This is a genomic window from Streptomyces gottesmaniae (genome assembly GCF_031845845.1).
Classification (GTDB): domain Bacteria; phylum Actinomycetota; class Actinomycetes; order Streptomycetales; family Streptomycetaceae; genus Streptomyces; species Streptomyces akebiae.
The window spans coordinates 73,782-91,439 of sequence record NZ_JAVRFJ010000009.1; the positions used below are offsets into that span (position 1 = coordinate 73,782).

Annotated in this window: 14 protein-coding genes and 1 pseudogene; 8 read left to right on the forward strand and 7 right to left on the reverse strand. The window is 71.2% G+C overall.

All coding sequences use genetic code 11. From position 1 onward, the window contains the following. Both RM704_RS12570 and RM704_RS12575 read right to left on the reverse strand, forming a co-directional pair. Nucleotides 1-1,245 carry a polyamine ABC transporter substrate-binding protein gene (locus RM704_RS12570; protein ID WP_033526963.1) on the reverse strand — a complete coding sequence of 415 codons (1,245 nt, stop codon included), beginning with the start codon at nt 1,243-1,245 and terminating at the stop codon, nt 1-3. 83 nt (nt 1,246-1,328) lie between these two features. Beyond that, nucleotides 1,329-2,864: a gamma-aminobutyraldehyde dehydrogenase gene (locus tag RM704_RS12575; protein WP_033526962.1), complete on the reverse strand. Its 1,536-nt coding sequence runs from the start codon at nt 2,862-2,864 to the stop codon at nt 1,329-1,331. Between the two features lie 211 nt (nt 2,865-3,075). Here RM704_RS12575 and ybiA point away from each other — a divergent pair, with 211 nt between their 5' ends. Next, entirely contained in the window at nt 3,076-3,642 is a 567-nt protein-coding gene (gene ybiA / locus RM704_RS12580; RefSeq protein WP_192829638.1) for a riboflavin biosynthesis intermediates N-glycosidase, read from the forward strand. 66 nt (nt 3,643-3,708) lie between these two features. On the opposite strand, the gene RM704_RS12585 is transcribed toward ybiA, so the two are convergent. Continuing rightward, nucleotides 3,709-5,109, reverse strand: a complete 1,401-nt coding sequence (locus RM704_RS12585; protein WP_311590550.1) for a DUF4190 domain-containing protein — start codon at nt 5,107-5,109, stop codon at nt 3,709-3,711. Nucleotides 5,110-5,315: 206 nt separating this feature from the next. On the opposite strand from RM704_RS12585, the gene RM704_RS12590 reads away from it, so the two are divergent. Together RM704_RS12590 and RM704_RS12595 are read left to right on the forward strand one after the other, a co-directional pair. Then, nucleotides 5,316-6,419, forward strand: a complete 1,104-nt coding sequence (locus tag RM704_RS12590; protein ID WP_033526960.1) for an adenosine deaminase — start codon at nt 5,316-5,318, stop codon at nt 6,417-6,419. 26 nt (nt 6,420-6,445) lie between these two features. Beyond that, nucleotides 6,446-7,150, forward strand: coding sequence for a glycerophosphodiester phosphodiesterase (locus tag RM704_RS12595; protein WP_033526959.1), 705 nt, complete (start codon nt 6,446-6,448; stop codon nt 7,148-7,150). Between the two features lie 71 nt (nt 7,151-7,221). On the opposite strand, the gene RM704_RS12600 is transcribed toward RM704_RS12595, so the two are convergent. From RM704_RS12600 to RM704_RS12615, 4 genes are all read right to left on the reverse strand, one after another. Next, the gene (locus tag RM704_RS12600; protein ID WP_033526958.1) at nt 7,222-8,919 is read right to left on the reverse strand and encodes a sigma-70 family RNA polymerase sigma factor; all 1,698 of its coding nucleotides are present in this window, start codon (nt 8,917-8,919) and stop codon (nt 7,222-7,224) included. A gap of 157 nt (nt 8,920-9,076) precedes the next feature. Next, a complete protein-coding gene (locus RM704_RS12605; RefSeq protein ID WP_033526957.1) occupies nt 9,077-9,622 on the reverse strand; it encodes a hypothetical protein in 546 nt (181 codons plus the stop codon). Between the two features lie 83 nt (nt 9,623-9,705). Next, nucleotides 9,706-10,365: a YceI family protein gene (locus tag RM704_RS12610; protein WP_033526956.1), complete on the reverse strand. Its 660-nt coding sequence runs from the start codon at nt 10,363-10,365 to the stop codon at nt 9,706-9,708. 338 nt (nt 10,366-10,703) lie between these two features. Next, on the reverse strand, nt 10,704-12,140 hold the full coding sequence (locus tag RM704_RS12615) for a gamma-aminobutyraldehyde dehydrogenase (RefSeq protein WP_033526955.1): 1,437 nt from the start codon (nt 12,138-12,140) through the stop codon (nt 10,704-10,706). Nucleotides 12,141-12,314: 174 nt separating this feature from the next. On the opposite strand from RM704_RS12615, the gene RM704_RS12620 reads away from it, so the two are divergent. The 5 genes and pseudogenes from RM704_RS12620 (at nt 12,315) to RM704_RS12640 (ending at nt 17,570) form a co-directional block, all read left to right on the forward strand. Then, nucleotides 12,315-12,830, forward strand: coding sequence for an Lrp/AsnC family transcriptional regulator (locus tag RM704_RS12620; RefSeq protein WP_078937084.1), 516 nt, complete (start codon nt 12,315-12,317; stop codon nt 12,828-12,830). A gap of 19 nt (nt 12,831-12,849) precedes the next feature. Then, the gene (locus tag RM704_RS12625; protein ID WP_033526953.1) at nt 12,850-14,214 is read left to right on the forward strand and encodes an aspartate aminotransferase family protein; all 1,365 of its coding nucleotides are present in this window, start codon (nt 12,850-12,852) and stop codon (nt 14,212-14,214) included. A gap of 215 nt (nt 14,215-14,429) precedes the next feature. Continuing rightward, nucleotides 14,430-15,143: pseudogene (locus RM704_RS12630) on the forward strand (ABC transporter ATP-binding protein); the annotation flags it as partial. Between the two features lie 620 nt (nt 15,144-15,763). After that, on the forward strand, nt 15,764-17,053 hold the full coding sequence (locus tag RM704_RS12635; RefSeq protein ID WP_033526952.1) for a hypothetical protein: 1,290 nt from the start codon (nt 15,764-15,766) through the stop codon (nt 17,051-17,053). A 109-nt stretch (nt 17,054-17,162) separates the two neighbouring features. Further along, on the forward strand, nt 17,163-17,570 hold the full coding sequence (locus RM704_RS12640; RefSeq protein ID WP_033526951.1) for a VOC family protein: 408 nt from the start codon (nt 17,163-17,165) through the stop codon (nt 17,568-17,570). Nucleotides 17,571-17,658 lie beyond the last annotated feature (88 nt).

Genomic DNA, 17,658 nt, shown 5'->3' on the forward strand with positions numbered 1-17,658 from the left:
TCACGCCCCTGTCAGCTTCGCGAACTTCTCTTCGTACGCCGTCTCTTCCTTCTGGCTGAGGGAGCGGAAGGCGCGGGACTTGGCTGCCATGGCCGCGTCGGGAATGATCAGCGGGTTGTTCGCCGCGTCCGGATCGATCCTGGCCAGCTCCGCCTTCACACCGTCGACGGGGCACACGTAGTTGATGTACGCGGCGAGTTCGGCGGCCGGCTTCGGCTCGTAGTAGTAGTCGATGAGCCGTTCGGCGTTGGTCTTGTGCCGGGCCTTGTTCGGGATCAGCAGGTTGTCGGTCGAGGTCATGTAGCCGCTGTCCGGGATGACGAAGTCGACATCCGGGGTGTCGGCCTTGAGCTGGACGACGTCACCGGCCCACGCGATACAGGCCGCCAGGTCGCCCTTGGTGAGGTCGGAGGTGTAGTCGTTGCCGGTGAAGCGGCGGATCTGGCCCTTGTCGACGGCCTTCTGGAGGCGGGCTATCGCCGCGTCGTAGTCGTCGTCGCCGAACTTCGCCGGGTCCTTGCCCATGTCGAGCAGGGTCATCCCGATGCTGTCGCGCATCTCGGAGAGGAAGCCGATGCGCCCCTTCAGCTTCGGGTTGTCCAGCATGTCGGAGACGGACTTCACCTCCTCGCCGTCCAGGGCCTTCCGGTTGAAGGCGATGACGGTCGAGATGCCCTGCCAGGGATACGAGTAGGCCCGCCCCGGGTCCCAGTCCGGGCTGCGGAACTGCTGCGAGAGGTTCATGAAGGCGTGCGGCAGATTGGACGCGTCCAGTTTCTGGACCCACCCGAAGCGGATCAGCCGGGCGGCGAGCCAGTCGGTGACGCAGATGAGGTCGCGTCCGGTGTCCTGGCCGGCGGCGAGCTGCGGCTTGATCTTGCCGAAGAACTCGACGTTGTCGTTGATGTCCTCGGTGTAGTCGACCTTGATGCCGGTGCGCCCGGTGAACTGGTCCAGGCTGGGATGGCGCTTGCCGCTGTCGTCGACGTCCATGTACTCGGTCCAGTTGGAGAAGTTGACCTCCTTCTCCTTGGCCGAGTGGTCCTCGGACGAGCCGCCCGAGGTGCTCTTCGCCGCGGGGATGCCGCAGGCGCTCAGCGCCCCGAGCCCGCCGACCGCGAGTGCGCCGCCCGTTCCGGCGCGCAGCAGTGAACGGCGGCTGAGCGCGGCCCTTCCGCCGGTGAGGCTGCGCCGCACGGCGGCCGTCTGGGCCGGTGAGAGGCGTTCGGGCTCGTACTGCTCCATGCGCGTGGTGCCCTTTCGGACGTGCCCTTTCGGGAGGGTGGGCGGGGACCGGCCGGGGGTCGGGCGGCCGGTCCCCGGGCTGACTAGCGGTCCCCGAAGATCGTGCGGTGCCAGTCCTTCCTGGCGATCGCCGTATTGTCGAACATGACGTGCTTGATCTGCGTGTACTCCTCGAACGAGTACGCGGACATGTCCTTGCCGAAGCCGGACGCCTTGTAGCCGCCGTGCGGCATCTCGCTGATGATCGGAATGTGGTCGTTGACCCACACGCACCCGGCCTTGATCTCCCGGGTGGCGCGGCCCGTCCGGTACACGTCCCGGCTCCAGGCGGAGGCGGCGAGGCCGTACGGGGTGTCGTTGGCGAGGCGGATGCCCTCGTCGTCGCTGTCGAAGGGCAGGACCACGAGCACCGGGCCGAAGATCTCCGACTGGACGATCTCGCTGTCCTGCGCGGCGTCCGCGATCAGCGTGGGCCGGTAGTACGCGCCGTTCGCCAGCTCGCCCCGGGACGCTTCACCGCCGGTGACCACGCGCGCGTACGCGCGCGCCCGCTCGACGAAGGCGGCGACCCGGTCGCGCTGGACGTGGGTGATCAGCGGACCGAGGTCGGTGCCCGGGGCGAAGGGGTCGCCGAGCCTGACGGTCTCCATGAGGGCGGCCGTCCGTGCGACGAACTCCTCGTAGAGGGGCCGCTGCACGTACGCGCGCGTGGCGGCCGTGCAGTCCTGGCCGGTGTTGATGAGGGAACCCGCCACCGCGCCGTGGACGGCGGCCTCCAGGTCGGCGTCGTCGAAGACCACGAAGGGTGCCTTGCCGCCGAGCTCCAGATGGATGCGCTTGACGGTGGCGGTGGCGATCTCGGCGACGCGCCTGCCGACGGCCGTGGACCCGGTGAAGGAGGTCATGACCACATCGGGATGGCCGACGAGGTGCTCGCCGGCCTCCTTGCCCGTGCCGGTGACGATGTTGATCACACCGTCGGGGATGCCCGCGTCCGTGGCGGCCTGGGCGAAGAGCAACGACGTGAGCGGGGTCGGCTCGGCGGGCTTCAGCACGATCGTGTTGCCCGCGGCGATCGCCGGGAGGATCTTCCAGGCGGCCATCTGGAGCGGATAGTTCCAGGGCGCGACGGAGCCGACGACCCCGATGGGCTCCCGGCGTACGTACGAGGTGTGGTCCCCGGAGTACTCGCCGGCCGACTGGCCCTGGAGGTGGCGGGCGGCGCCCGCGAAGAAGGCGGTGTTGTCGATGGTGCCGGGCACGTCGAACTCGCGCGTCAGCTTGAGCGGCTTGCCGCACTGCAGGGACTCGGCGCGCGCGAACTCCTCAGCCCGGTCGGCCAGGACGGCGGCGAAGCGGTGCAGCGCGTCCGACCGTTCGCCGGGCGTGGTGGCCGCCCAGCCGGGGAACGCCGCGCGGGCGGCGGCGACGGCCGCGTCCACGTCGTCGGGGCCGGCCAGCTCGTAGGTGAGGACCTCGTCGCCGGTCGCGGGGTCGACGACCGCGTGGGTGCGGCCCGACGTGCCCTTGGTCAGGCGGCCGGCGATGAACTGCGCGCCGACCGCGAAGCGATCCTGTGCGGGGAATCGGTCCGGGGTGTCGGTGCCCGGGTTCTGCATGTCGCTCTCCTCCGCCGGTGCCCCTCTGTCCTCGAGGGCGGGTGGCGTAGCTCCAGCTCGATTTGAGTGCCGATCCTGACAGAGCCATGCGGCACCAACAAGGGATTCCGTTGTTGCCTTTTGGTTACGCGACGGAATCTGTCGACCAGGTGTCCAGTCGACACAGGAAATCGAGGACGGTGTGTCAGTGGTTCCTGCCAGACTCGTCGGCATGGAGAAGATCGATTCCTGGGACACACTGACGGAAGCGGTCCGCACGGGGGCGAGGGTCAAGTATCTGCACTTCTGGGGGCACCGCCCCCTGCCGGACGGCCGGATCGGCGCGAGCTGTCTGAGCCAGTGGTGGCCGTCGCCGTTCACGGTGGACGGCGTGGAGTACGCGACGGCCGAGCACTGGATGATGGCCTCGAAGGCGCGGCTGTTCGGGGATTTGGAGGCGGAGCGCCGGGCCGTGGCCGCGTCGAGCCCCGCGCAGGCCAAGAAGGCCGGGCGGCTGGTGCGCGGTTTCGACGACGCCCTGTGGGAGCGGGAGCGCTTCGGCATCGTCGTCGAGGGCAGCTTCCACAAGTTCGCCGCCCACGCCGACCTGCGGGCGTTCCTCCTGGGCACGGGCCGCCGGGTGCTCGTCGAGGCCAGCCCCCTCGACCGGATCTGGGGCATCGGCCTCGCGGCGGACGACGAACGCGCCATGGACCCCGCGCGCTGGCGGGGCCCCAATCTGCTGGGCTTCGCGCTGATGGCGGCCCGGGAGAGACTGTCGAGCGGGGTCGAGGTGTGAGCGTCCGCTGAGGGCCGACGGCGCCGGCCGTGGCGGGCGCCGTCCTTCCGCGCGCTCCTCCCAGCGCTACACGCCGGCTTCTCCCTTCGGCAGCACCAGGGACAGAGACGTGGAGTAGCTGTCGTCGAAGGGGTCGGTCTCCGAGTCGTAGCCGTCGTTCTCGGACGCCAGGACGATGAGCACGATGAAGCCGATGCCGAGCAGGATGCCGACGACACCGCAGATGATCCCGGCCAGGGCGTGCCCCGGGTTCGTCGCCTCGCCCCGGCGCGCCTTGGCCCGGCCGATGACGCCGAAGATCATGGCCATGATCCCGAGCAGGATCGCGAGCGGCCACAGACAGAACAGCACGGCGGCGCAGATGCCGAGCACCATCGCCGCGATCCCCATCCCGTTGCTCGGCGGCGGCGCCGGCAGGGGCCAGGCATGGGCCGCGCCCGGACCGGGGTAGCCGACGCCGGGGTGGGCGTGGGCGCCCGGGTACTGGGGGTAGCCGTACGGGGCCTGCCCGGGCCCTTCGGGGCCGATGGGCGGGGGAGGTACGGCCGCGCCGGGGGCGGGATAGGGCGCGGAGGCCGCGTGCGGCGGATAGGACGCGTGGGGTGCGTGGGGTGCGCCGGGTGCGGGCGGGGCGAACGGATTGGGGGGGGGGGCGGGGGCGGGCGACATCGCGGGCGGGCGGTTCCCCGGGGCCGCGTACGCGCCGGGACCCGCCCAGGGCTGCGGCGCGGAGGCCTGGGTGGACGTCGCCCCACCGGTGTCGGCCGGCGCGGGGCCGCCCGTCTGCGCACCCGGCATGGCCAGAACCGTCATCTGGTCGTGCACCGAGGGCGAGGTGGGAGTCGGAGGGGGAGAGTGCGTGGCGCTGCCCTGAGCCGGGGTGTCGGCCGGGGCGGCCCAGGGGTCGTAGGGAGCCTGGGGCGCGGGCGCGGCGGACGTGGTCGGCGCCGACCACGCGGGCGGAACCGGGGCCGCGGTCTCGGCGGAGCCGGAGGGCGCGACCGGAGCGCTTGCCTGGACGGCCCCGGGACCCTCGGTGGACCCGCCCGGCTCGCCGAAGCCGGGCAACCCCGTCGGCGCGCTCGGCTTGTCGAGGGCGACCGTCGGGGTCGGGGCCGGTATCGCGTCCTCGGGCCGGGGGACGGCGCCCGGCGTGGTCGGCAGGGCCACGCCGTCGGCCACCGTCAGCAGCTCGGCACCTCCGCTCGACGCCGGCGGAACGGCGTCCTCGGTCACCGTCGGGAGGGTGGCGCCGTCCACCACCGTCGGCGGCACGGCGTCGTCGGTCACCGTCGGCAGAGCGGCGCCGTCCACCACCGTCAGCGGAGCGGCGTCGTCGGTCATCGTCGGGAGGGTGGCGCCGTCGACCACCGTCGGCGGCAGCGCGGCGTCGCCCTGTGGGGGTGCCCACGGGCCGGGCCGAGGAGCGGTCGGTGTTTCCGGAGTCGATGCCTCGTCGGCTGCCATGAGCGGGTCCCCCTGTGACGTTCCGTGCCGTTCCGCGTCGTCTTTTCCGTCGTACGCGATCAGCTGTACGTTCGGTCATGCTAAGGCCCGGGGATCGCAGTGGGCACGGCCGCCTACGATGATCCCGGAGTCACCGATCAGCCGATCACCCGCGTCCCCCCGCAGCAGACCACGGTCCGGGCGGACGTCGTTCCCGGGGAGGAACCTTGACCGACCACCGCACCGCGCAGGGCGTGCCCTTGAGCCCCGCCGTCGCCGACACCGCCGCCGCTTCCGGCAGCCGCGACCTGCACGCCTTCATCGCCGGTCTGCCGAAGGCCGAACTTCATGTGCACCACGTCGGCTCCGCCTCCCCTCGTATCGTCTCGGAACTGGCCGCCCGCCACCCCGACTCCCAGGTGCCCACGGACCCCGAAGCGCTCGCGGACTACTTCTCGTTCACGGACTTCGCCCACTTCATCCAGGTGTACCTGTCCGTCGTCGACCTGATCCGCACCCCTGAGGACGTCCGTCTGCTGACGTTCGAGGTGGCGCGGGACCTCGCCCGGCAGCAGGTGCGGTACGCCGAGCTGACCATCACGCCGTACTCCTCCACCCGCCGCGGTGTCGAGGAGCGAGCCTTCATGGACGCGATCGAGGACGCCCGCAAGGCGGCGGAGGCCGAGTTCGGGACCGTCCTGCGGTGGTGCTTCGACATTCCCGGCGAGGCGGGGCTGGTCTCGGCCGAGGAGACCGTGCGGCTCGCCACCGACGACCGGCTGCGGCCGGAGGGGCTGGTGTCGTTCGGCCTCGGCGGGCCCGAGGTCGGCGTGCCGAGGCCGCAGTTCAAGCCCTACTTCGACCGGGCGATCGCGGCCGGGCTGCACTCCGTGCCGCACGCCGGCGAGACCACCGGCCCCGAGACGATCTGGGACGCGCTGAACGAGCTGCGCGCGGAGCGGATCGGACACGGCACCAGCGCGGCCCGCGATCCGAAGCTGCTGGCCCATCTCGCCGAGCGGCGGATCGCCCTGGAGGTCTGCCCGACCTCGAACATAGCCACCCGAGCGGTCCGCACCCTCGACGAGCACCCCATCAAGGAGTTCGTGCGAGCCGGTGTGCTGGTCACCGTCAACTCCGACGACCCGCCGATGTTCGGCACCGACCTGAACACCGAGTACGCGGTCGCCGCACGCCTGCTCGACCTCGACGAGCAGGGCGTGGCCGCGCTCGCGAAGAACGCCGTGGAGGCGTCCTTCCTCGACGAGCCCGGCAAGGCCCGGGTGAACGCCGAGATCGACACCTACACCTCGGCCTGGCTGACCCCCTGATCCGATCGGGACCGGAAACCACCACCATGCGCACCGTGACAGCCGTCGCCCACCGCGGCGCCCCCTACCGCCACCGCGAGAACACGCTCGACTCCCTGCGGGCCGGGCTCGAACTGGGTGCGGACGCCGTCGAGTTCGATGTGCGGACGACCCGTGACGGGGTGCCGGTCCTGCTCCACGACTCGACGCTGAACCGGCTCTGGGAGGTGGACCGGCCGCTGGCCGCGCTCTCCGCCGCGGAGCTGCGCGGGCTGACGGCCGACGGGGTCCCGACGCTGGCCGACGCGCTGGGCGCCACCGGGGGCAGCCGCGTCATGGTGGACCTGCCGGGCGCGGTGAATCCCCGGGCGGTGCGGCAGATCCTCGGCGTCGTACGGGAGTGCGACGCCGAGGACCGCGTCTACTACAGCGCCGACCCGCGGACCGTGCTCGCCGTCCGCGCCGCCGCCCCCACGGCCGAACTCGCCCTCACCTGGAAGACCTCCGCACCACCGCGTCCCGCCCTCCTCGACGCCATCCGTCCGCGCTGGCTGAACTACCGCTTCGGCCTCCTCACCCGCTCCTTGGCGGACCGCGTCCACCGGGACGGCTACCTCCTCTCCGCCTGGACCCCGGACACCCGGCGCTCCATGCGCCGTCTGCTGTCCTGGGGGGTCGACTCGATCACCACCAATCGCGTCGACGCCCTGTGCTCACTCAGGGCCACCGGCGAGGCGCGCCCGACCCCTTGAGGGCATGTGCGTGGACGGGGGGCTGACCGCGTGCGGTCAGCCCCCCGTCCCCACGCACGCGCCCGCCACCGCTACACCTCGGACCGCTGAGCCACGCTCGCCGCGTCAACCGGCTTCGCCCGGGTGACGTACTGCGGCACCGGCGCCGAGTCCTTGCCGTCGTCGCGGACGAGGCCGTAGCGGATGGCTCCCCGTTCGGGGCCGAAGGCGAGGTCGTCGGTGACGGCGTCCCAGGTGGAGGGGGCGACGGTGATGCCGTAGTCGGCGCCGCGTTCGTTCTGGGTGAGCGTGACCGTGCCGTCGAGGTAGAAGTACTCGTTCTGCCACATCTGTTGGGTGCCGTCGGGCAGGACGGTGTAGCCGGTGTCGGGGCCGCCCATGCCCGAGGTCCTGCCGTCGGCGGAGGTCGGGTCGTCCATACGGCGGCCGCCGCCCGAGGCGACGTGGAAGAGCTTGCCCTCCAGGCCTGTCCAGGTGGGCATGACCAGACCGCCCGCCCGGTACTGGGGCGAGATCTGCCAGCGGACCAGGACATAGCCCTGCCCCGTGAAGGTCACATGGTCGCCGCGGTGGTTCATCACGGTCCGCGCGCCACCGCTGCTCGTGACACCGGCCTCGGGCCGCCGGGGGAGGGCGGCGGGCGGGGTGTCCGGGTCCGGCGCCTCGTCCACCGCGTCGACGACGGTGCCGTACAGGTCCTTCGGTTGCTTCTTCTTCGTCGGCGACGCGGAGGCCGAGGGGGACGGCGAGGACGACGGCGCCGAGGAGGGCGACGGGGCGCGGAGCGCCGGAGCCGCAGGTCCACGGGCCGTGCTCATCGCGGACGGCGCGGCCTGCGCGGGCCGGTCCTGCGGGGGTTGCGTCACGACGTAGGCGCCCCCGGCGGCGATCGTCGCGCCCGCCGTCACCGCGACGGCGGGCTTGGCGAGGGCGCCGATCACCTTGGCGGACCAGCCCACGGAGGCGGTCGCGGCGGTCGCCGCCACGGCCGTCTTGCCACCGAACGCCAGGGACAGGGTGAAGCCGACGGGGACGGGGACGAGGGCGAGCCCGACGAGGAGGCGTTCGGCGGGGACGACGACCTCACCGGGGCGGCCGTGACCGTCGCAGCGGGCGCAGCCGCGGATGTGCCGGGCGATGCGCTTGCGCCACACCGAGTCGGGCTGCCCGCTCCAGCGTGCGGTGACCCGGCCCAGGTCGGAGCAGGAGGAGTCGAGGGCACGGACGATGCCGCGCGCGGTCTCCAGCCGGGCCTTCATCCGCTGGACGCGTACGGCGGCGTGCTGTCGGCTGATGCCGACGGCGGCGGCGAGTTCGCGCCGGGTGAGTTCGCCCGCGACCTCCAGCCACCACAGCGACAGAAGTTGCCGGTCCTCGTCGTCGAGCCAGCGGACCGCCTCCGCGACCTCCTTGCGCTGCCCCTCCAACTGCAGCCGCAGCACGGTCAGTTCGGCGAAGTCGGTGGCGCCGTGGGCGTCGTGGTCGTCGAGCTGGTCGGCTGTGCGGCGGCGCGCCCGGTCCCGTATCTGCCGCATCGCGATCGCGACCAGCCAGGAACGGAAGCTGTCCGGATCGCGCAGCGTGTCGAGGTTGCCGACGGCGCGCAGCATGGTCTCCTGCACGACGTCGTCGACGTCGGCGTGGCCGTTGAGGGCCCGGCCGACGATGTTGTAGACGAGCGGCAACCAGCCCTCGACCAGCTCGTCGAGGGCACGCCGGTCCCCCGCCTGCGCGGCCGCGATGGTGGAACGCCACTGCCGCCCGTCCACGTACGCCCCCTTCGATCCCGCTGGGCTCACCCTGATCACTCGGCTGTGTTCCGTACCTTCTCAGCCATCGCTCCGGCATGGGGAACCACCGAGGCGGAGATCACACCGCGCACACTGCTCATACGGCTCGCTCCTGTATGTGGGGAGACAGGGGTGCCTACGGAGACGGTGTGGAGGCGGCCGGGATAACAGTTTTCCGGTCCCACCCTCCGGTGAGGGCCTCCAGCCGCTTGATCCGCCGCCGCACGACGTAGAGCGGGATCACCCCGAGGACCCCGAACGACATGTCGATCACGGTCCACCAGAAGGGGATGTCCCGGATCGGCCCGCAGATCAGGGCCAGCGGGATGATCCCCGCGCAGGCGATCATGCCGAACTCGATGATCCAGATGTTGCGGACCGGGTCACGGTAGGGGCCGTAGAAGGACACGGCGATCACCAGGTGCGCGAAGGCCAGCCAGTCCGTGCCGTACAGGAGGAACGGGTACTCGGCGTCGGCTTCGTCGAGCCCCGCCCGCACCCGCTCGATCCACTCGACGAGCGCCGGCAGGTACTCCCCGACGGACCACGACCGCAACAACTCCTCGGTCCAGCGCAGCTCGTGGACCAGCGGGAAGGCTGTGGCGCCGCTCAGCACCAGACAGACGACGAAGAAGACCAGCCACGCGCGGATGCCCTTGAGCAGGGCGGCTCTGTCGCTCATGCGGTGAGCGTACGCCCCTGCTTGAACGCGTTCAAAAGTGGGGGGCCCGACACCTGTCGGGCCCCCCGGGAACGCGGCGGCGGTCAGCCGCCGGGGATCGAGCGGATCGCGGCGATGTCGAACTGCAGGCGCACCTTCTCGCTGACCATGGCGCCGCCTTCCGCGAGCCGCTGGTTGTAGGTGAGGCCCCATTCGGAACGATTGATGGTGGTGGTCCCGTCGAATCCGACCCGCTCGTATCCGAAGGGGTCCATGACGTGTCCTATATAGGTGAGTTCCAGATCGACGGGACGGGTGATGCTCTTGATCGTGAGTTCACCGGCCATGCGATAGACATCGTTGCCCACGAGACGCACCGCCGTACTGACGAAGCGCATCCGCGGATGGTTCGCGGCATCCAGGAAGTCGCGACCCATCAGATGGGCGTCACGTTGTTCCACTCCGGTGTCGACGGACGTGGTGGACAGCACTATCTCGGCCCGTGAGCGCGATGGATCACGGCCGTCGAAATAGAGCCGGCTCTGATACTCGGTGAATGCCCCGCGCACGGTCGTGACCAGGGCGTGCCGGACGGAGAAACCGATACGACTGTGCGCCGCGTCGATCATCCATTCGCCGGTCAGCATGGCGAGGGAGGGGTCGGACGGGCCGTCGGTGGTGAATGCCGCTGACTCGTGGGGGAGTTGTGAGGCTGTGGGGGCTGCCGGGCGGCGCAGGGACGCAGCACGGGTGAACAGGTTCATGATTCACGTAACTACGGCACGACGGGATGTGCCGCAACCCTTCGTCGGCGGATCCGTCGGGTCCGAATCGACCCCGAAAGGCTGATAAAACGCCACCGCGCGGCAGACGGTTGCATTATCTCCACAGGGCCGTCACGAATTTCCCGCCACGCAATTCACCCCGGAATGGCCTGAAGAGAAACCCGACGGTCCGGTCCCACCGCCGGGCGAACTCACGGCTGCGCGCCCGCCGCAGAGGGCGCGCAGGAGGGAACGGCGGCGGCATGTGCGATCGGCCTCGCGTGGACGCAACCGGCCGCCGCACTCAACCCTCTCCCGTCGACGAACCCTCAGTCACCTCAGTCCAACGACGTCATCACGTGCTTGATCCGCGTGTAGTCGTCGAACCCGTAGCCCGACAGGTCCTTGCCGTAGCCGGACTTCTTGAACCCGCCGTGCGGCATCTCCGCGACCAGCGGAATGTGCGTGTTGATCCACACACACCCGAAGTCGAGGGCCTTCGACATCCGCATGGCCCGCCCGTGGTCCTTCGTCCACACCGACGAGGCCAGCGCGTACTCCACGCCGTTCGCCCACTCGACGGCCTGTCCCTCGTCCGAGAAGGACTGCACGGTGATGACCGGCCCGAAGACCTCCCGCTGGACGATCTCGTCGTCCTGCTTGAGCCCGGAGACGACGGTCGGCGCGTAGAAGTACCCCTTCTCGCCGACCTGGTGGCCACCGGCCTCGACCTTGGCGTGGGCCGGCAGCCGCTCGATGAACCCGGCGACCTGCTTGAGCTGGTTGGGGTTGTTGAGCGGGCCGTACAGCACGTCCTCGTCGTCCGGCTGCCCGGTCTTCGTGTCGGCCGCCGCCTTGGCGAGCGCGGCCACGAACTCGTCGTGGATGCCCTCCTGGACGAGGACACGGGTCGCGGCCGTACAGTCCTGCCCCGCGTTGAAGAAGCCCGCCACCGAGATGTCCTCGACGGCCTTGGCGATGTCGGTGTCGGCGAAGACGACGACCGGCGCCTTGCCGCCCAGCTCCAGGTGGACCCGCTTGAGGTCCTTGGACGCGGACTCGGCGACCGACATGCCGGCCCGCACGGACCCGGTGATCGACGCCATCGCCGGGATCGGGTGCTCGACCATCAGCCGGCCGGTGTCACGGTCACCGGTGATGACGTTGAAGACGCCCTTGGGCAGGATCGACCCGATGATCTCGGCGATCAGGACGGTCGACGCGGGCGTGGTGTCCGACGGCTTCAGCACGACGGTGTTGCCCGCGGCGATCGCCGGCGCGAACTTCCACACGGCCATCATCATCGGGTAGTTCCACGGTGCGACCTGGGCGCAGACGCCGACGGGCTCACGGCGGACGATCGAGGTCATGCCCTCCATGTACTCGCCGGCCGAGCGCCCCTCCAGCATCCGCGCGGCGCCCGCGAAGAAGCGGATCTGGTCCACCATCGGCGGGATCTCCTCGGAGCGGGTCAGGCCGATCGGCTTGCCCGTGTTCTCCACCTCCGCCGCGATCAGTTCCTCGGCCCGCTCCTCGAACGCATCGGCGATCTTCAGCAGGGCCTTCTGGCGTTCGGCCGGGGTCGTGTCCCGCCAGGCCGGGAACGCGGCCTCGGCGGCGGCCATCGCCGCGTCGACGTCGGCCTGGCCGGACAGGGGCGCTGTCGCGTAGGCCTCGCCCGTCGCGGGGTTGACCACCTCCGTGGTCCGTCCGTCGACGGCGTCACGGAATTCCCCGTCGATGTAGTTGCGCAGACGACGCAGCTCGGTGCTCACTGCCGGCCCTCCAGATGGGTCCAGATTGGGGTGTCCATTCCTTGAGACACCACCCTAATCCGCCTGCCCACGTTTTCAACACCCCTGACACCTCAGTGACTGCGAAATCCGCAAGCTACGAGCCCGTAAACAACGAATTTCATCGGTTCAGCCTTGCGGAACTGTCGAGACGTCGTGCACAGTGAGCCCGTGGCCAGTCGAAGCGCAGACCAGAAGGACTCCAGGGAGCCCAGGAACGGCACTCCTCAGTTGGACGCCGTCTCCCTCGCCATCGTGGAGCAGCTGCAGGAGGACGGCCGACGGCCGTACGCCGCCATCGGCAAGGCCGTCGGCCTCTCCGAGGCGGCCGTGCGCCAGCGCGTCCAGAAGCTGCTCGACCAGGGCGTGATGCAGATCGTCGCCGTCACCGACCCGCTCACCGTGGGCTTCCGGCGGCAGGCGATGCTCGGCATCAACGTGGACGGCGACCTGGATCCCGTGGCGGACGCCCTGACGGCCATGTCGGAGGTCGAGTACATCGTCATCACCGCCGGCTCCTTCGACCTGATGGCGGAGGTCGTGTGCGAGGACGACGACCACCTCCTGGACGTCATCAACAAGCGCATCCGGACCCTGCCCGGCGTGCGCTCCACCGAGAGCTTCGTCTACCTCAAGCTCAAGAAGCAGACCTATATGTGGGGAACCCGATGACCGTGAGGACGGATAAGCCGTGAGCCCCAAGGACCTCAGCCAGACCGCGTACGACCACCTGTGGATGCACTTCACCCGCATGTCCTCGTACGAGAACTCCCCGGTCCCCACCATCGTCCGGGGCGAGGGCACGTACATCTACGACGACAAGGGCAAGCGGTACCTCGACGGTCTCGCCGGTCTCTTCGTGGTCCAGGCGGGCCACGGCCGCACCGAACTGGCGGAGACCGCGTTCAAGCAGGCGCAGGAGCTGGCCTTCTTCCCGGTGTGGTCGTACGCCCACCCGAAGGCCGTCGAACTGGCGGAACGTATCGCCTCCCACGCCCCCGGCGATCTCAACAAGGTCTTCTTCACCACCGGCGGCGGCGAGGCGGTCGAGACGGCCTGGAAGCTCGCCAAGCAGTACTTCAAGCTGCAGGGCAAGCCGACCAAGTACAAGGTCATCTCCCGCGCCGTCGCCTACCACGGCACGCCGCAGGGCGCCCTGTCCATCACCGGCCTGCCGGCCCTCAAGGCCCCCTTCGAGCCGCTGGTGCCGGGTGCGCACAAGGTCCCGAACACCAACATCTACCGCGCCCCGATCTTCGGTGACGACCCGGAGGCGTTCGGCCGCTGGGCCGCCGACCAGATCGAGCAGCAGATCCTCTTCGAGGGCCCCGAGACGGTCGCGGCCGTCTTCCTGGAGCCGGTGCAGAACGCGGGCGGCTGCTTCCCGCCGCCGCCCGGCTACTTCCGGCGGGTCCGCGAGATCTGCGACCAGTACGACGTCCTGCTGGTGTCCGACGAGGTCATCTGCGCCTTCGGCCGGCTCGGCACGATGTTCGCCTGCGACAAGTTCGGCTACGTCCCGGACATGATCACCTGCGCCAAGGGCATGACCTCGGGCTACTCCCCGATCGGCGCCTGCGTCGTCTCGGACCGCATAGCCGAGCCCTTCTACAAGGGTGACAACACCTTCCTGCACGGCTACACCTTCGGCGGCCACCCCGTCTCCGCGGCCGTCGGCCTGGCCAACCTCGACCTGTTCGAGCGCGAGAAGCTCAACCAGCACGTCCTCGACAACGAGTCGGCCTTCCGGTCCACGCTGGAGAAGCTCTACGACCTGCCGATCGTCGGCGACGTCCGCGGCAACGGCTACTTCTACGGAATCGAGCTGGTCAAGGACAAGGCGACGAAGGAGAGCTTCGACGACGACGAGACCGAGCGGATCCTCTACGGCTTCCTGTCCAAGAAGCTGTTCGAGAACGGCCTGTACTGCCGTGCCGACGACCGCGGCGACCCGGTCGTCCAGCTCGCCCCGCCGCTGATCTCCGACCAGTCGACCTTCGACGAGATCGAACAGATCCTGCGCGCGACGCTGTCGGAGGCCTGGACGCTGCTGTAGCCCCGCGGCGGAGCGGCCCCGCATCCCGCGGTGCCGCTCCGCGAACGGCCCGGGACGCCCCCATCCGAGTGAGATGGGGGCGTCCCGGGCCGTGTGCTGTCCGCCCCCTGCCGCCCCGACTCCCTAGCGTGCCCCTGTAACCGATCGGCCCTGCCTTCGTTCCCCCGGACGGGGGGCTCCCCCGGCAATCCTGATCCGAACCGAGGTGTACTCCCATGGTGGCCCCGCCGGACAACGACGTGCTCTGGGCACGTGGTCTGACCTACGCGCACGACGGCTCGCCCGCCCTGCACGGTGTGTCGATGAACGTCCGGGAGGGCGAGATCGTCGCCGTCACCGGCCCGCGAGGCAGCGGCAAGACCACGCTCCTGCGGTGCCTGTCCGGACAGCTGCGGGCCCAGCGGGGAGAGGTGTGGTTCAACAGCGTCCCCGTCCACACGATGGGCGCGCTCGCCCGCGAGCGGCTGCGCCTCGACCGCTTCGGGTGGATCGACCCCGAGCCGGTCCTCGTGCCCGAGCTGAACGCCTGGGAGAACACCGCCCTGCCGCTGATGCTGCGCGGCACCGGGCGCCGGGCCGCGAAGGCCGCCGCCCTGGAGTGGCTGGAGCGCCTCGACATCCGTGACACGGCCCGCAAGCGCCCCCACGCCCTCCTCCAGTCGGAGCGCCAGCGCGTGGTGGTGGCCCGCGCCCTGGTCTGCGCCCCCACCGTCCTCTTCGCCGACGAACCGACCGCCCCCCTCCACCGCGCCGAACACGCCCACGTCCTGCGCACCCTGACCACGGCGGCCCGTTCCCACCACATCACGGTCGTCCTCGCCACCCACGACCCCGAGACGGCGGCCCTCGCGGACCGCACGGTGTCCCTGCTGGACGGCCGCCACGTGAGGACGGTCCACCTGCCCACCGCCGCACAGGGCGAGAGCCGCGTCCCCACCGACCGGGACAGGCGCACCGCCGCCGACGACGCTCTCCCGGACGCCCTGCCGCCCCGCACCGACGAGGCGGGCCGTCCGACCCCCGGGCCGGGCGGGCGACCCGCCGCCGAAGGGACGGGACGGTCCACCACGACGGCAGCCGGAGCCGAGCCCGAAAAAACGGCCCGCCCCACCGCCACGGCGGAGGCGAGTCACCCTTCGCCCCGCGAAACCCGGCCGACCACCGCCACGGAAGCCGAACAACCCGCCCACCCGACGGCCCGGGGAACGCGAGCAACGCCCACCGCGCCGAACCGGCCCACAACCCAGCGACACCGGCCGACCACCGCAGCGGAACCGGCCGACCCCACGACGCAGGCGGACCGGACCTCCGCCACCGTGGAGGTGGGCCGCCCCGCAACCGAGGGAGAAGCCCGACCACCCGCCGAGCGGCAGACCCGGCAACCCACCGAAGCCGACGAACGACCGGCCGCCACCACGGACGTGGGTCGCCCCGCAACCGAGGGAGAAGCCCGACCACCCGCCGAAGGGCAGACCCGGCAACCCGCCGACGCCGACGGACGACCGGCCGGAACGCGCTCCTCCGCAGCCGACGGGGAAGGCCGGGCAGCGTGCTCGCTCTCCGCCTAGCCCGCCGGGCCCACCCCGTGGTCCAGCTCCGTCGGCTCCTGGTGGCCGCCGCCACCGGCGGCACGGGCTTCCTGCTGCTCTGCGCCCTCGGGCACGCCCTGGCCCACCCGCACGCACCGGCCGGCTCGGTGCTCCGCCTGGCCTGGTGCGTGGCGCCGGCCGCCGCCACCGTCTACTTCGCGGTGACCGTGGCCCGCACCGATCCCGGCACCCGACCCCGCCCCGGCCTCTCGGCCATCGGCCTCGGTCCCGGCCGGCTCATGGCCATCTCCGCGGTCACCACGGCCCTGTCCACCGTCCTCGGCTCCCTGCTCGCCCTCTTCTTCTTCCTCCACCTGCGCGGCGACCTCACGGGCATGCCCTTCGACGGCGCGGCCGCCGACGCCCTCGCCGCCGGGCGGCCCCTGCCCCTCCCGGCCGCCCTCACCCTCCTGGCCCTCGTACCGGCCGTCGCCTCCGCCACCACCGCGCTCGTCCTGCGCCCCAAGGACACGGGCGCCCGGCCCACCGGCCCCCGGACCCGCTTCATGGCGTACGACACCTTCGCGATCGGCCGGCGCACCGCGCCCCCGGCCGGCGCCACGAGGTACGAGGAGGAGGCCGACGAGGAGGGAGCGACCGCCTCCGAGGCCGGGCGGACGCCGCCGGAACCACCGGCTCCGCGCCCCGCCCCCGGCGGCCTCCCCTGGGGCATCGCCGTACTCGCCGTGGGTCTCGCCCTGGAGAGCTACGCCGACCAGTCCGCCGACGGTTCCGGCCTCACCCTCCCCGGCGGCTTCGCCGACAGCCCCGCGGGTGTGCTGGGCGGCTGGCTCCTCACCGCACTCGGGTTGATCGTCACCGGGCCCGGCCTCACCCACCTCACCGGACGCCTGCTCCAGTCCGTACGCCCCGGCGCGCTGCGCCTCCTCGCCGGGCGCGTACTCCAGGAGGAGGCCCGGCGCATCGGACGCCCACTCGGCGTGGTGTGCGCCGTGGCCTCCGGCGCGTACGCCATGGTGACGCTGTCCTCAGGCGTGCGCCCCACGGTCGGCCCGCTCACCCTGCTGGGCGCGCTCGTGGTGGCCGGCTGTGCCGTGCTGACCCTCGCGACAGCCGTCGTCGAGGCCCGGCGGGCGCACGCCGACACCACGGCCGCGCTGGTGCGGCTGGGGGCGCCCCGCGCACTGCCCCGGCAGGCGGCCCTGCTCCGCGCGGCCGCCCTGCTCGCCGTGTTCGGCCCCCTGACCTGGACGATCGCCCAGCTGGCGGCGCTCCCGCTGGCCGCCTGAAAACTCGTACGAAAAAAGTTCACGCGCGGCGATGAGTTTCACTGGGACCCTCGGTCTACCCCTGCGAACAGACCGAAACGCATACGACGGATACGGGAGAGACCTCGCCATGTACCAGCAGATGATCTTCGTGAACCTGCCCGTGAACGACCTCGACGCCTCGAAGAAGTTCTTCACGGAGCTCGGCTACGCGCTCAACCCCCAGTTCAGCGACGAGAACGCGGCCTCCGTCGTGATCAGCGACACCATCGTGGCGATGCTGCTCACCAAGCCGTTCTACGCGACCTTCACCAAGAAGGAGATCTCGGACGCCACGAAGACCAGCGAGGTGATGCTCTGTCTGAGCGCCGAGAGCCGCGCGAAGGTCGACGAGCTGGTCGAGAAGGCGGCCGCCGCCGGCGGCACCGTCTCGGAGAAGGTCCAGGAGATGGACTTCATGTACGGCCGCGCCTTCGACGACCTGGACGGCCACACCTGGGAGGTCGTATGGATGGACCCGTCCGCGATCGAGGGCTGACAGCCCCGCTCGCCCACGGCCGTGTACCCCCCGCGCCGCAAGGGGCGCGGGGAACCGCGCGGCCGACGGCCCGGCCGGCGGAGCGCCC

What these genes read in the sequence shown, in the direction of transcription:
- RM704_RS12570 (WP_033526963.1), bottom strand. Translation starts at nt 1,245, where the DNA reads ATGGAGCAGTACGAGCCCGAACGCCTCTCACCGGCCCAGACGGCCGCC.
- RM704_RS12575 (WP_033526962.1), bottom strand. Translation starts at nt 2,864, where the DNA reads ATGCAGAACCCGGGCACCGACACCCCGGACCGATTCCCCGCACAGGAT.
- ybiA (WP_192829638.1), top strand. Translation starts at nt 3,076, where the DNA reads ATGGAGAAGATCGATTCCTGGGACACACTGACGGAAGCGGTCCGCACG.
- RM704_RS12585 (WP_311590550.1), bottom strand. Translation starts at nt 5,109, where the DNA reads ATGGCAGCCGACGAGGCATCGACTCCGGAAACACCGACCGCTCCTCGG.
- RM704_RS12595 (WP_033526959.1), top strand. Translation starts at nt 6,446, where the DNA reads ATGCGCACCGTGACAGCCGTCGCCCACCGCGGCGCCCCCTACCGCCAC.
- RM704_RS12605 (WP_033526957.1), bottom strand. Translation starts at nt 9,622, where the DNA reads ATGAGCGACAGAGCCGCCCTGCTCAAGGGCATCCGCGCGTGGCTGGTC.
- RM704_RS12610 (WP_033526956.1), bottom strand. Translation starts at nt 10,365, where the DNA reads ATGAACCTGTTCACCCGTGCTGCGTCCCTGCGCCGCCCGGCAGCCCCC.
- RM704_RS12640 (WP_033526951.1), top strand. Translation starts at nt 17,163, where the DNA reads ATGTACCAGCAGATGATCTTCGTGAACCTGCCCGTGAACGACCTCGAC.